General features: G+C 43.7%; 9 protein-coding genes and 1 tRNA gene. 4 read left to right on the top strand and 6 right to left on the bottom strand.

From position 1 onward, the window contains the following. Positions 1-11: 11 nt before the first annotated feature. Positions 12-87: transfer RNA gene (locus LPW36_RS00905), tRNA-Asn, on the top strand. A gap of 404 nt (positions 88-491) precedes the next feature. On the opposite strand, the gene LPW36_RS00900 is transcribed toward LPW36_RS00905, so the two are convergent. Then, the gene (locus LPW36_RS00900; RefSeq protein ID WP_230607630.1) at positions 492-1391 is read right to left on the bottom strand and encodes a DMT family transporter; all 900 of its coding nucleotides are present in this window, start codon (positions 1389-1391) and stop codon (positions 492-494) included. A 1077-nt stretch (positions 1392-2468) separates the two neighbouring features. Here LPW36_RS00900 and ptsG point away from each other — a divergent pair. Beyond that, a complete protein-coding gene (ptsG, locus tag LPW36_RS00895; protein WP_230607629.1) occupies positions 2469-3929 on the top strand; it encodes a PTS glucose transporter subunit IIBC in 1461 nt (486 codons plus the stop codon). Positions 3930-4473: 544 nt separating this feature from the next. On the opposite strand, the gene tmaR is transcribed toward ptsG, so the two are convergent. Both tmaR and gndA read right to left on the bottom strand, forming a co-directional pair. Next, entirely contained in the window at positions 4474-4788 is a 315-nt protein-coding gene (gene tmaR / locus LPW36_RS00890) for a PTS system regulator TmaR (RefSeq protein ID WP_230607663.1), read from the bottom strand. A gap of 203 nt (positions 4789-4991) precedes the next feature. Then, entirely contained in the window at positions 4992-6398 is a 1407-nt protein-coding gene (gene gndA, locus LPW36_RS00885; protein ID WP_230607628.1) for an NADP-dependent phosphogluconate dehydrogenase, read from the bottom strand. A gap of 374 nt (positions 6399-6772) precedes the next feature. Here gndA and LPW36_RS00880 point away from each other — a divergent pair, with 374 nt between their 5' ends. Then, a complete protein-coding gene (locus tag LPW36_RS00880) occupies positions 6773-8353 on the top strand; it encodes a TerC family protein (RefSeq protein ID WP_230607627.1) in 1581 nt (526 codons plus the stop codon). Between the two features lie 60 nt (positions 8354-8413). Here the strand turns inward: LPW36_RS00880 and asmA are convergent, their stop codons facing one another. The 3 genes from asmA to apbC all read right to left on the bottom strand — a co-directional run bounded on the left by asmA (position 8414) and on the right by apbC (position 12304). After that, entirely contained in the window at positions 8414-10285 is a 1872-nt protein-coding gene (gene asmA / locus LPW36_RS00875) for an outer membrane assembly protein AsmA (protein WP_230607626.1), read from the bottom strand. Between the two features lie 49 nt (positions 10286-10334). Continuing rightward, entirely contained in the window at positions 10335-10916 is a 582-nt protein-coding gene (dcd, locus tag LPW36_RS00870; protein ID WP_230607625.1) for a dCTP deaminase, read from the bottom strand. Positions 10917-11188: 272 nt separating this feature from the next. After that, the gene (gene apbC / locus LPW36_RS00865; RefSeq protein ID WP_230607624.1) at positions 11189-12304 is read right to left on the bottom strand and encodes an iron-sulfur cluster carrier protein ApbC; all 1116 of its coding nucleotides are present in this window, start codon (positions 12302-12304) and stop codon (positions 11189-11191) included. 285 nt (positions 12305-12589) lie between these two features. Here apbC and metG point away from each other — a divergent pair, with 285 nt between their 5' ends. Continuing rightward, entirely contained in the window at positions 12590-14635 is a 2046-nt protein-coding gene (gene metG, locus LPW36_RS00860; protein WP_230607623.1) for a methionine--tRNA ligase, read from the top strand. The last annotated feature ends 2 nt before the right edge of the window (positions 14636-14637 follow it).

Below are 14637 nucleotides of genomic sequence, written 5' to 3'. Positions count from 1 at the left end.
GTTCACACGATTCCTCTGTAGTTCAGTCGGTAGAACGGCGGACTGTTAATCCGTATGTCACTGGTTCAAGTCCAGTCAGAGGAGCCATATTTAGAAAGGCCTGCTATTTAGCGGGCCTTTTGCTTTTTAATCATTGCCCCATCCTGAAATGTACACATAAAGGACATCATTATCGTTGTGATGTAGCTATTTTCTGTACTTTCCTGCCAATTAAATAATCCATTTCGCAGATAAAATATTATCCTTTATATACCGATTAAACCTCTGCCTTTACTCATAGGTAACATTCAAAATAGCGATATTATTTGCCTGCCCCGGCATAACTTTGGTTTTAGTCTGGTATTAACGCGTTTTAAATGTCACTCGCTCCGTAGTTAATGCTGAATTTACCAGCAGAATCGGTTGATTGATTCTTAACGGCTGTGAGTTATAAGGAATTTTCAACGCCTGTCGGTCCGGATTGCGGGATAGTCACTGCGCTACATCAACGATTATCTACCATGCCTGGCCTGTTTAGAGCACAGATAGATGCCAGTGGCAATAAACAGTGCACTAATAACATGAAACCACTCCAACTGAACATTCTGAAAGATTATTGCTAATAGCCCGCCAGATAGCGGGATGATATGAGTATAGACTTCACCTCTGGTTGCACCAATTTCCTGTATTCCCCTGTTCCAGAAAACATAAGCCAACCATGATGGAAAGATAACCAGATACATCAACCCTAAAATAAAACGTATATTGAAGTAGCCATTAAAATTAAACGCAACGCTAGCATTCATCATGTAAATAATAATCACAGGAATAAGTATCACCGCCCCAATAGAAGAGCTAACCGCAACAAAAGCATTTCCCGGAATAGTCTTATCTTTTAATCTCAAGAATGAACAATAAAACGCCCAACTTAGCGCCGAACCCATGGTCCATAGATCGCCCCCGTTCATCGCCTGGAAAGCCTCTATATTAGTCACCTTGCCTTCTAAAATAAGATAGATAACTCCCATCAGGCTCAACAACACGCCAATCACATTATTTCGCGTGATATTATCTTTGAAAATCAGTTTATTAATGAGTAATACCATACATGGTGTGGCGGACATATAAATAGCCGCATTCAACGAGGAGGTATACTGCAAACCTATATAGAGGGTTAAAGGAAACAACACTTGTCCAAAAATGGCCAAAAACAGGATGACCCAAAAGGAGTGTTTTATTTTTATACGGTTTACTTTTATTTGATGCCAATAAAGACTCATCAGCAATATCGCCGTAATGGCCCAGCGCGCTTCAGAAAGAATGATTGGGTCGGCACTTTCCACCAGAAAATGACCAACAACATAGTTCCCGCCCCAAAAAATGGCTGCCAGCGTTAGTATCAAATAGGCCATAAACCACCATGCCATTTTAAATAATAAAAATAACCTGTTCACTGGCCCGTGAACGATGTCAATCAAATAAGGATGCAGATATCAATAAATTATTATACATATTGCTTATCGATAACTAATACCATGGTGCTATTAAAAATATAGAGTTATTGATATGAAAAAGCCCTGACCAGTGTTAGCCAGGGCTTTAGGGTAAAACAAATTGTGAGTTAAACATTAATACTTCAACAGATCGTTACTACTAAAAACCAGATGTACACGTTTTACATAAGAGAAAAATTAAGTATTTATAGCTAAAAATCCCTCCGATTTATTGACCGAAACACTATAATTTTCTGCACATTTAAACCATTAAGTTAGTTTGCTTTGTTGGGTTAAACTAACTTCAGTACACCACCTATACGCAACAGGTTCTCAATTCATCATCAGTTTGAAACTGTCACGCGCCCTTTCGTTCCCGGCACGCGATGATACTCTAAACTCCGTGACCCGACTTCTGCCGCAATGACATAATTGATACCCAATCGCGGCTTCTTCTCATTAACATGCGTTAACTACGAGGCCCTTATCGCGTTTTTTAGACAACACGCCAGCGTTACAAAATCACCCAAAAGGTTGATTGCGCCTGCGTTATAGACCAATCTAACCCTTTATCAGAGCTTGTCAATACTGTTTTTTTATACATATAAAATTATCTTTTTTTTCACAATAAAATCAGCCCACTAGCAACTCTTGGTTATGGTGGGTTTTATCCGTTGAGTTTTTAGCTGATAAAAATCATTTCTACCCTACTTTTTTTAACAAACAAATTTACAGCAGCTATACTTATTCATACATTCCCCATGACACATGAATCTCATTTTTATATAGATTTTATAGTGTTAGGGAAATAGTCAAATGACTTATAATCACCGGGTTATGTTCGGCATTTACACAATTTTAAGAAATTGTGACAACTATCACCTTATGTTCTGAGTATTTATTTTACGCTATAAAATAAATACCCTGACCTGAAATTCAGACTCATTGTTCTTAATCCGTCCTGACTAAATCAGACGTTATCCTGGAGCACTTTCCATGTTTAAAAATCTCTTTGCAAATTTGCAAAAAGTCGGTAAAGCACTGATGTTACCAGTATCAGTGTTACCTATTGCCGGTATTTTACTCGGTGTAGGTGCCGCTGACTTTAGCTGGTTACCAACAATTGTTTCCAAAGTTATGCAACAGGCTGGTGGTTCAATATTTGAACAAATGCCTCTGTTATTTGCTGTTGGTGTCGCACTTGGCTTTACCAATAACGACGGTGTTGCTGGTCTGGCGTCTATCGTTGGTTATGGCGTTATGGCCGCAACGCTAAACGTAATGGCCGAAGTACTGGGTGTTGCTAAAATTGATACCGGCGTATTAGGTGGCATTTTAGTTGGTGGTCTGGCGGGTTATCTGTTTAATCGTTTCTACCGCATCCAGTTGCCTGACTATTTAGGCTTCTTTGCCGGTAAGCGTTTTGTTCCTATTATTACTGGTTTTATCTGTATTGCTCTGGGTATTGTTCTTTCCTTTATTTGGCCTCCAATTGGAAACGCCATTAGTTCATTCTCGCAATGGGCTGCTTACCAAAACCCTGCTTTAGCTTTCGGTATTTATGGTGTAGTTGAACGCTCCTTAATTCCATTTGGTTTACACCATATCTGGAACGTTCCTTTCTTCTATGAAGCAGGTCAGGCTTGCGTTATTGATAGTAAAATTGTAACGACTATTGCCAGCGAAGCTGCATGTAAAGCTGAAAATGGTCGCTGGATTACCGGTGAAATTCAACGCTACCTGCTGGGTGATAAAACTGCCGGTAATATGGCTGGTGGCTACCTGTTTAAAATGTGGGGCTTACCTGCTGCTGCAATTGCTATGTGGCATACAGCTAAACCAGAAAACCGCGCAAAAGTGGGCGGTATCATGGTCTCTGCCGCGTTGACTTCATTCCTGACAGGTATTACTGAACCAATTGAATTTGCTTTCCTGTTTGTTGCTCCGGTTCTGTATGTTATCCATGCGATCCTGGCAGGTTTAGCTTATGTGATTACCATCCTGTTGGGTGTTAAACACGGTATGACGTTCTCTCACGGGGCTATCGACTTTACCCTGTTCTATCATCTGTCCACCAAAGGCTGGATGTTCTTTATCCTTGGCCCACTATATGCCCTGTTATACTATGTGATATTCCGCTTCGCTATTATCAAGCTAAACCTGAAAACACCAGGTCGTGAAGAGGATTCCGCCGCAGAAATAACCAGCGGCAACAGCTCCGATATGGCCCGTGAGCTGGTTACCGCCTTCGGTGGTAAAGGTAATATCACTAATCTGGATGCTTGTATTACTCGTCTACGTGTTGGCGTAGCCGATGTTGCTCTGGTAGATCAGGATAAGCTGAAGAGTTTAGGCGCTGCCGGTGTAGTCGTTGCAGGTTCTGGTATTCAGGCTATCTTCGGAACCAAATCTGACAACCTGAAAAGTGATATGGATGAGTACATCCGTAATAACTGATCGTATTTTGCTGTGTTAAGCGTTAAAAGCCATCTTTTATAAAGATGGCTTTTATTATTAAGCAGCAGACAGTTCTGCCAGATATATAAATGTTTAATAACTGGTATAGGCGTCGTGGTACTCTTTAACCAGCTCATTAATTTCATACTTACCAAGGTAAGTCCCACCCAAAAGTGCAAAAGAACCAATTATTCCTCTCATAATGGCTCCCCCTAATAAACTAATAAGACCAGATCCCGAAATACCACCAACAAACCTTACCTATTCAAAATTAAATTTCAAACAAGATAATGATAATAAATACAGAAATAAACCCACTTATCGATAAGCAAGCAGGATGAATAACAAAGGTGCCTAATTTTATTGGGGATAAATGAGTTTTATAAAAGTTATAAGCGTTGATTCATTGGAATAGCATGTAACAGACGGCCAATACATAAGCGTATTTGGATCTTATATTTTGATTTACGACTCAGGATAAGCCAAAAGGCTTCCTGAAAAGAGGAAATATCAGCCAGTCTATAGACTGGCTGATAATAGTTTCTTATTTAACGTCTGATTTCGCTTTCATTTTCTGTGAAATATCACGGCGTTCTTTAGACAGCTCCGCATTCTTGATGATGTACTCATCCACACGCTCTTCATAATCGCTCTTCATGCTGGCAATAATGGCTTGAATATCTTCGATGCTCATTCCCGGCTTAATGTACTCCCCCAGGTTTTCCAGCAGCAGTACACGTTTCTGGTTATCGCGGATCTTCTTCTCATTATCCACAATTTCACGCTTCAGTTTGTTTTTACGACGAGACAAGCGTACGTACTCCAACACATTTTGAAATGAAGGTTTAGCGTTTTCCATCATAGTACCCTTACTTAAGAAATAAACAGTTTTGAATCATAAAATCTGCTTATGATAGTACGTAAGTCGGGCGCGTTCTGCTACTGAAAAGATAATTTTCTGCATTACTGAGTATTAATAAAAAACTGCACCCTTACTTGTTGGGTCTCCAACTTTTGGGGGGCAGTTCGACTATATGACTTCTTATTTTACTGAGGAAGGAATTATTCCATCCACTCAGTATGGAACACGCCATCTTTATCAGTACGCTTGTAGGTATGCGCACCAAAGTAATCACGCTGCGCCTGAATCAGGTTGGCAGGTAATACCGCTGCACGGTAGCTATCATAGTAAGCAATAGCGGCTGACAACGTTGGCGTTGGAATACCATGCTGTACTGCATAAGCAACAACATCACGCAGAGATTGCTGATACTCATCGGCAGTTTTCTTGAAGTAGCTGGCCAGTAGCAGGTTAGCAATATTGCCATTCTCAGCATAGGCATCCGTAATTTTTTGCAGGAACTGAGCGCGAATAATACAACCGGCACGGAAAATCTTAGCGATTTCACCGTAATTCAGATCCCAGTTATATTCATCAGACGCTGATTTCAGTTGCGCAAAGCCCTGAGCATAAGAGACGATCTTACCCAGGTAGAGAGCACGACGAACTTTCTCAACAAACTCCGCTTTATTACCGCTAAACGCTTGAGCTTTAGGACCGGTTAAAACTTTAGAGGCTGCAACACGCTCATCTTTTAGTGCAGAAAGGAAACGGGCAAATACCGATTCAGTAATTAGCGATAATGGAACGCCAAGATCCAGAGAGCTCTGGCTGGTCCATTTTCCGGTACCTTTTTGTGCCGCCTCATCCAAAATAACATCAACCAGATAGTTACCCTGCTCATCTTTCTTACGGAAAATATCAGCGGTAATTTCGATCAGATAGCTATCCAGTTCACCTTTATTCCACTCGGTAAAAGTTTCTGCCAGTTCAGCATTAGATAACCCAACGGCTTGCTTTAACAGAGAATAGGCCTCTGCAATCAGTTGCATATCGCCATACTCAATACCATTATGCACCATTTTCACATAGTGACCGGCGCCGTCAGATCCAATATAGGTGATGCAAGGTTCACCGTTAGCTCTGGCAGCAATTTTTTCCAGAATAGGGGCTACCAGTTCATAAGCTTCTTTTTGTCCACCAGGCATGATTGAAGGCCCTTTCAGAGCGCCCTCTTCACCACCGGATACGCCAGTACCAATAAAGTTGAAACCTTCGGCAGATAACTCTTTATTACGGCGAATGGTATCTTTGTAGTAGGTGTTACCACCGTCAATCAGAATATCGCCTTTAGCCAGGTAAGGCTTCAGAGACTCAATGGTTTTATCCGTTGCTTCGCCGGCTTTCACCATTAATAAGATACGACGAGGGGTTTCTAACGAATTAACAAACTCTTCTACGCTATAACAAGGAACCAGTTTTTTACCCGGATTCTCAGCAATAACCTCATCGGTTTTATCGCCGGAACGGTTAAAAATAGAAACGGAATAACCGCGACTTTCAATATTCAACGCCAAATTGCGGCCCATAACCGCCATTCCAACGACACCAATTTGTTGTTTAGACATAAAAACTCCTGGCTGACCGGACAAATTCACCTGCAAAAATAACGACAAGTGAACAACTTATTTATAACAATTATGATACTCCACCAAAGTTACAATTGGTACGACAGAAATTGCTATCACAGAAATTGCTGGTGTTAATCTTATTACCGCTACCCTTTAGGCTGGGTACTTGTTTCATAGGCGATTAATATCGCTTTCTGTTTGCTAAAACACCGTGATTTTCATCCTGAAAAAGGTGAAATAGCCACGTTTTAATAGACTTTTTAACTTCTGCTATGATTTACAATGGCATAAATTATTGTCGTCATCGCGTTTACACCATACAATTATTCAAGCAGCATGTGTTGTGTAACCTGAAGGTAACCACCTGACTTATGGAATGGATCGCTGATCCAACAATTTGGGCCGGCCTCGCAACGCTGGTTGTGCTCGAAATCGTACTGGGTATTGATAACCTCGTCTTTATTGCCATTCTGGCTGACAAACTCCCTAAACATCAACGAGACCGCGCACGTGTTGTCGGTTTGGTTTTGGCGTTAGTTATGCGCCTGGGTTTACTTGCCAGTATCTCCTGGCTCGCTACGCTAACTGCGCCGCTATTCCACCTGCTTGAACATCCTTTTAGTGGACGTGACCTGATCATGTTGATTGGTGGTCTGTTTTTGCTGTTTAAAGCAACCATGGAATTGAATGAACAGTTAGAGGGGAAGGACCACGACGATCAAACCCAGCAAAAAGGTGCCAAATTCTGGGCGGTTGTTGCACAGATCGTGGTATTGGATGCCGTATTCTCATTAGACTCAGTGATTACCGCGGTGGGTATGGTCGATCATCTGGCGGTGATGATGATTGCCGTCTGTATCGCTATGGGTCTGATGTTACTGGCCAGTAAGCCACTGACACGCTTTGTAAACGCGCATCCAACCATTGTTATTTTATGCCTTAGCTTCCTGTTAATGATTGGTTTCAGTCTGGTAGCCGACGGATTTGGCTTCCATATTCCGAAAGGTTATCTGTATGCAGCGATTGGTTTCTCTATTCTGATTGAAGTCTTTAATCAGCTATCAATAGCCAACCGCCGTAAATATCTCTCTTCCAGCCGTCCTCTGCGTCAGCGTACCGCAGAAGCTGTCTTGCGTATGCTGAGTGGAAAACATGAAGATGCCGAGCTGGATAACTATAGTGCAAACCTGATTGCCGATACCAAAGAAGACGACGGTCTGTTTAACCAACAAGAACGTCGTATGATCGAGCGAGTATTGGGTATGGCTCAACGTTCCGTTGGCAGTATCATGACTTCTCGCCATGATATTGAGAATCTGGATTTAAGCGAACCTGAAGAGACCATTCGTCAGTTGCTACACAAAAACCAGCATACGCGTATGGTGGTAACGGAAGATGGCTCGGTTGATGAACCGCTGGGTGTGGTTCATGTTAACGATCTGCTAAAACATCATCTGGAACATCCTGACTTAAATATCCGTTCGTTGATTAAACAGCCGCTGATATTCCCGGAAACCGTATCCTTACTGATGGCGCTGGAACAATTCCGCAAGGCTAAAACTCACTTTGCTTTTGTAGTTGATGAGTTTGGTTCAGTAGAAGGTATTGTTACGCTGACCGATGTGATGGAAACCATTGCAGGTAACCTGCCGGTTGATGGTGAAAATATCGATGCCCGCCATAATATTCAACATGAGGCTGACGGTAGTTGGATTGCCAATGGATATATGCCATTAGACGATCTGGTGGTTTATATTCCAATCGAAATTGAAGAAAAACGTGAATATCACACGTTAGCCGGTTTACTGATGGAACATACTCAGCGTATTCCGGAAGTCGGTGAACAGGTCAGAATTGGTGAATGGCTTTATGAACCGCTGGAAGTTAACAGCCACCGTATTCTGAAGGTCCGAATTACTTCACTGACAGAGCCGGAACCGGAAGATGAGTAATTATTAAAAACAACATCATTAAGACATAAAGAAGGCGCAATATGCGCCTTCTTTATTTGATTACGGCTTTAATTTTTCCAGCACTTTCTGAATATCTTTGCTCTCTTGCTTATCTTTATTCTTATCCATCCACTTATCAATGGCTTTACCCACTTCGCCTTTCAGTTGGTCTCTCAGTATTTGTTCTACGTTCAACTGATAGTTCAACTTGCTCCATGGCCCATAAATACGTAAAGGAATCACGCTCTTTTGCAGCAATGAAACAATTTCTGATTTACCCTGCCAGCCTTGCGTTACATTAATATTTAATCTCATATCGCAGGATTTAGCCGGCAGATTCAATACGCCGGTTCCGTCTACCGTCAAGAACTCCGATGCACCATTCATTCGGGTGACTTTAAGTTGCCCCTGATTGAAGACGGTATCAACCACCAGATTTTTCACTTCAGTATAGCGCTCATAATGCTCCATCCCTTTTACATCACTGTTACTACGGGAAGCCGCTTGCTGAATTAACTGCTGAATATTCAGTCCATGCAGACGCACCTGATCGATATTAATATGCGCATACCCCTGCCAGCCTTTTTCAAGATCGCTGATATTACTGCCCACATTATTAAAAGTACCCTGAGCCGTCACCGAGCCGGTTAAGGTTTGTGGATAATTCAGGGTTTTCAGCAAATCCTCCAATGCCACATCATGCACTATCGGTTTAACGGTAATTTTTGGCATCGTGGACGTTGCATCTACCGTTCCCGATACATTCACCGAACCGCCAGCTATGGATGCCTGTAGATTATTAATTACGGCTTTCCCCTGCTGATTGCTCCCCTTCATCACCACAGCGCTAACTGGAACGCCGTGATAAACCAGATTATTAACCTCAAGTTCTAACTGAGCGTTAAATGACTGTAGGAAAGTTAAATCAGGCTGAATGGTCAGGCCATTGACAGAAGAAGTAACCGGAGCAGAGGCTTCTTTAGCGCCGGTGGCTGCCCCCTCCTCGCTACTACCATTAGCCACTGAAGGAGGAAATAGCTGATCCAAATTCAGCGTATCTGCCTTTACCGCCAGCGTATAAACCGGTGTGTCATCCAGTGAGGCAGAGATATCGGCAGTAACATGATTGCCATTAAAGGTTAAAGCCAGTGGGGATATTTTTATACCTGGTGGCGAACTAAGATAAGCCAGATTAAAGTTACCACTGCCCTGAATACCTTCAACCGGAATATCGGCACCCTGTAACTGATAATCAAGGCTGTTCACCGCCAGTTCTAACCCCTGAGGAAAATGGTTCAGGTTTAATCCACCATCCAGTGAAAAACTCAACTCTCGCTGGTCGCGATTGATGCGCGCTTTAGCACTGACATCTGCTTTACGGGCATCTGTGCGGGTCAGCGTCAGATTAATGTCCCGTACATTGATAATGTCGTTTTCACTACGTTGCCAAACCAGCAGGCTATCCGCAATTTTTACCTTATTCAGCTCAAGAGACCAGGCTGATGCTGTTGATTCAGCCGGAGATTTAGGCGCTTGAGTACCCGCTGGTGCAATGGGTGCATTCTGTGGTTTTTGGCTTTGCGTTTCCGGAATTAATTGAATAACGCCGCCTTTTAACACCACATTCTTAACGATTAACTGATGGGATAGCAGAGGGAACAGCTCAACATCCAGACGCATATTCTCTGCGCCAATTATCGGTTTGGGAGCACCGGGAGCCGTCAGACTCATCTGACCGGCCAGAATACTTAACTGAGGCCAGACATGCCAACGCAAGTCCCCTTCAATTTTTAGCTGATATCCGGTTTTATCCTCGACGTTTTTCACCATGTAATCACGAAAATCATTCGGATTAATCAACAGAATCAGCGCTGTCATTCCGGCAACTATCACTACCAGAATGATCGCCAATGTGGTTAAGAATCGTCTCATGGAATACTGTCCCCAACGGTTAACACATTTAATCCATCAAATTAATAAGTTAGTCTTTATCAATGCGGCTGGCCACGGCGCCCTGCTGCCCTTTATATTTTGCATCTTCACGACGATGATAAGGTCTGGCCGCCGGTCCACTCAAAGGTTCAAAACTTAAAGCACCAATGACCATACCCGGACGCAGCGCTAACGGTAATTTACCTGAATTATAAAACTCCAGCACAATTTTGCCCTGCCAGCCCGGATCGATTCGATGTGCCGTGACATGAACCATTAAGCCTAAACGTGCCAGTGAGGATCGCCCATCTAACCAACCGACTATATCATCAGGAAGCGAAACGGACTCCAGCGTAACCGCCAAAGCTAACTCTCCGGGGTGCAGGAAAAAAGGTTCGTCGTCTGTCAGATTGATTTCATCGCTCATTACCCTTTCAAGGGCCGCTGACACTTCTTCTTTGGGTCCACTCAGATCGATATAGGCTGCCGTATGACCAAGAAATACGCGAAACTGATTGCCTAAGCGAACATCAACGGTTGCACCATTAATTCGCTCAACAGGCGGACGGGGCGTCATTTTCAGCTTGCCGCTATCAAGGTAGGCTTCAATATCCCGATCGCATAATCTCATGGCGCTAACTCTCCTGTCTTTGGTCGTTTCACTTCACTACTTGCTATGATTTCAAATAATTAAAACCAATAATCTTGATATATTATCATCAGTTTGCCAGAGTATCCCTCTAATAATAGCGAGACTCCGTTAACAGGTGCTTTATTATCCAGAGAAAACGGCAATATGCCGTATTCAGATGATGAATGAAACAGAGATAAAACCAGAAAATATTTCGGCAGGAATATGCCAGTGCCCAAACGGACACCGGTATATCTTAAACAAGCAGCAAATTACAGCATGGTTCTGATATTAATCTCAGAGGGAATAGTATGTCCCTGCCAGTACAGCTCCGCTGCAATCTTCGCCGCAACCTGACGGTACAGCTCACTGAGCTCACTACCAGGATTTGAAATCACTGTCGGTTGGCCGCGATCCAAATCTTCACGAATAGTAATATGCAACGGCAACTGGCCCAGCAACTGGCTACCATGTTTAGCAATCAGCTTCTCGGCGCCGCCAGTGCCAAAAATAGCTTCCTGATGGCCACAGTTGCTACAAATATGAATACTCATATTCTCAACAATGCCCAGCACCGGGACGTGAACCTTCTCAAACATCACCAGCCCTTTCATTGCATCCACTAATGCCACATCCTGCGGAGTAGTAACGATAACGGCGCCTGTCACTGGGATATTCTGAGACAGCGTCAGTTGAATATCACCGGTTCCCGGCGGCATATCAATGACCAGATAGTCTAAATCAGGCCATAACGTATCCTGTAGCAATTGCAACAACGCTTTGCTGGCCATTGGACCACGCCATACCATGGCGTTACCGTCTTCCACCAGATAACCAATGGAGTTTGTTGCCAGACCGTGGGCCATAATAGGCGCCATATGCTCACCATCCGGCGAGGTTGGGCGTTCATGAGCAGTTCCCAACATGGTTGGAATTGAAGGGCCATAAATATCGGCATCCAGAATACCAACTTTTACGCCTTCTGCTGCCAGTGCCAATGCCAGGTTCACCGCAGTACTGGATTTACCCACACCGCCCTTACCGGAACTCACAGCAATAATATTTTTTACGCCCTTTACACCAGCCTGATCGTTAGCGCGCTTCAACGTGACAACATTATTATGCAAACGCCACTCAACGGAAGCCGCACCCGTGGCTTTCATCAACTCAGCACTCTTTTCCGCTTTTAATGCTTCAAACCCGGTTTTCCAGGCAAACGGCATATGCAGTTCGATATGTAATATGTTATCCAGCATTGCGCAGTGATGAAGAGCTTTAAGCTGGCTCAAATTTTTCTTTAGTGTTGGATGGGTAAAGGTGGCAAGCAGCGCTGTAACCTGTTGGTTTAATGCTTCCGGCGTCACTGACCCCTGGGATTGTTGGCTCATCCCTACTCCTCTTTATTATCAGCTAGTTTTACGACAAACATGGCGATACATGAATGACGACTCATACTGCCTATTAGCATAACAGATGACGAATAAAAACACGTAACCTTGTTCTGCGCTCATTCCTGTTTAATAAACTGTTTCACCCATAAAAAAGATGCGATGTCTGCGCTCAATCAAAAATTATCGCCATCAGAAGGAAATAGCACCTAGCCGAGTGTGATTCAATCAGTTAACATCAATAGTCCCCATTCATTCCACTTAACAAAAGATAAGACACTCACTATGGCTCAAGTCGCGAAAAAAATACTGGTGACCTGTGCGCTACCATACGCAAACGGTTCAATTCATCTCGGTCATATTCTCGAGCATATTCAGGCAGATATTTGGGTCCGCTATCAGCGAATGCGTGGACACCAGGTTAACTTTATCTGTGCTGATGATGCCCACGGCACACCGATCATGCTGAAAGCTCAGCAGCTTGGTGTTACCCCTGAGAGCATGATTGATGAGATGAGCCGTGAACACCAGCAGGATTTCGCAGGCTTCTCCATTAGTTACGATAACTATCACTCAACACACAGTGAAGAGAACCGCGAGTTATCCGAGCTTATCTATAGCCGGTTAAAATCTAACGGATTTATTAAGAACCGCACGATTTCTCAGCTGTACGATCCTGAGAAGTCGATGTTTCTACCGGACCGCTTTGTTAAAGGCACTTGCCCGAGATGTAAAGCGCCGGATCAATACGGTGATAACTGCGAAGTTTGCGGTGCCACTTACAGCCCTACAGAGCTGATTAATCCGCGCTCTGTTGTTTCTGGTGCCACGCCAGAAATGCGTGAAACCGAGCACTTCTTCTTTGATTTGCCCGCATTTCAGGAAATGCTACAGGCCTGGACCCGTTCAGGGGCATTGCAGGAACAAGTGGCTAACAAGATGCAGGAATGGTTTGATACTGGCCTGCAACAGTGGGATATAACACGTGATGCCCCTTACTTTGGTTTTGAAATTCCGGATGCGCCGGGCAAATACTTCTATGTCTGGTTGGATGCACCAATCGGCTATATGGGTTCATTTAGAAATCTGTGTAACAAACGTAGTGATTTAAGCTTTGATGAGTACTGGCGTGAAGGTTCTGGTACCGAACTTTATCACTTTATCGGTAAAGATATTGTCTACTTCCACAGCCTGTTCTGGCCTGCAATGCTGGAAGGCAGTCAGTTCCGTAAACCAAGCAATCTGTTTGTGCATGGTTATGTTACGGTTAACGGTGCCAAGATGTCTAAATCGCGCGGTACCTTTATTCAGGCAAGTACCTATCTGAAGCATCTGGATCCAGACTGCCTGCGCTACTACTACGCAGCCAAGCTCTCTTCCCGTATCGATGATATCGACCTCAATCTGGAAGATTTTGTTCAGCGGGTTAATGCAGATATCGTTAATAAAGTCGTTAATCTGGCATCCCGTAATGCCGGATTTATCAATAAGCGGTTTGATGGTCAGTTATCCACAAAACTGGCTGATTCAGCGCTGTACAAAACCTTTATTCAGTCGGCAAAAACCATTGCGGAATACTATGATCAGCGTGAGTTCAATAAAGCCATTCGTGAAATCATGGCGCTGGCTGATATTGCAAACCGTTACGTCGATGAACAGGCGCCTTGGGTCGTGGCTAAAGAAGAAGGCCGTGATGAAGACCTTCAACTGATCTGTTCTATGGGTATCAATATGTTCCGCGTATTGATGACCTATCTGAAGCCAGTTCTGCCATCGCTGACCGAACGAGCCGAAGCCTTCCTGAATAAGGAACTGCATTGGGATGAGATTGAACAGCCGTTGTCAGGTCATAAAGTTAACGGATTCAAGGCGTTATTTAATCGTATTGATAGCGATAAAGTTGATGCCATGATTGAATCATCTAAAGCCGATTTACAGGCGATGCAGTCCGGTGCGCCAAAAGCAGCGACGACAGGTCCGTTAGCCGATGAGCCAATCGCTGAAACCATTACTTTTGATGATTTTGCCAAAGTTGATTTGCGCGTTGCATTAATCAAGCAGGCTGAAGAAGTGGAAGGCTCCGATAAGCTATTACGCCTGACGCTGGATTTGGGCGGTGAAATTCGTCAGGTGTTCTCTGGTATTAAGAGTGCCTACCCGGATCCAAAAGCCCTTGAAGGCCGTCTGACCGTGATGGTAGCGAATCTGGCACCAAGAAAAATGCGCTTTGGTATATCTGAAGGCATGGTAATGGCGGCAGGCCCTGGCGGTAGTGATATCTTCCTGCTTACGCCGGATAGCGGTGCTCAACCGGGAATGTCAGTTAAGTAATC

It is taken from the genome of Limnobaculum eriocheiris (assembly GCF_021010575.1).
In the GTDB taxonomy this organism is placed as follows: domain Bacteria; phylum Pseudomonadota; class Gammaproteobacteria; order Enterobacterales; family Enterobacteriaceae; genus Limnobaculum; species Limnobaculum eriocheiris.
This window is presented reverse-complemented; position numbering and strand designations above follow the sequence as displayed.

Bases quoted from the DNA above. Each gene is read 5' to 3' on its own strand.
- metG (WP_230607623.1), top strand. From the start codon at position 12,590: ATGGCTCAAGTCGCGAAAAAAATACTGGTGACCTGTGCGCTACCATAC.
- gndA (WP_230607628.1), bottom strand. From the start codon at position 6,398: ATGTCTAAACAACAAATTGGTGTCGTTGGAATGGCGGTTATGGGCCGC.
- ptsG (WP_230607629.1), top strand. From the start codon at position 2,469: ATGTTTAAAAATCTCTTTGCAAATTTGCAAAAAGTCGGTAAAGCACTG.
- asmA (WP_230607626.1), bottom strand. From the start codon at position 10,285: ATGAGACGATTCTTAACCACATTGGCGATCATTCTGGTAGTGATAGTT.
- tmaR (WP_230607663.1), bottom strand. From the start codon at position 4,788: ATGGAAAACGCTAAACCTTCATTTCAAAATGTGTTGGAGTACGTACGC.
- dcd (WP_230607625.1), bottom strand. From the start codon at position 10,916: ATGAGATTATGCGATCGGGATATTGAAGCCTACCTTGATAGCGGCAAG.
- LPW36_RS00880 (WP_230607627.1), top strand. From the start codon at position 6,773: ATGGAATGGATCGCTGATCCAACAATTTGGGCCGGCCTCGCAACGCTG.
- apbC (WP_230607624.1), bottom strand. From the start codon at position 12,304: ATGAGCCAACAATCCCAGGGGTCAGTGACGCCGGAAGCATTAAACCAA.
- LPW36_RS00900 (WP_230607630.1), bottom strand. From the start codon at position 1,391: ATGGCCTATTTGATACTAACGCTGGCAGCCATTTTTTGGGGCGGGAAC.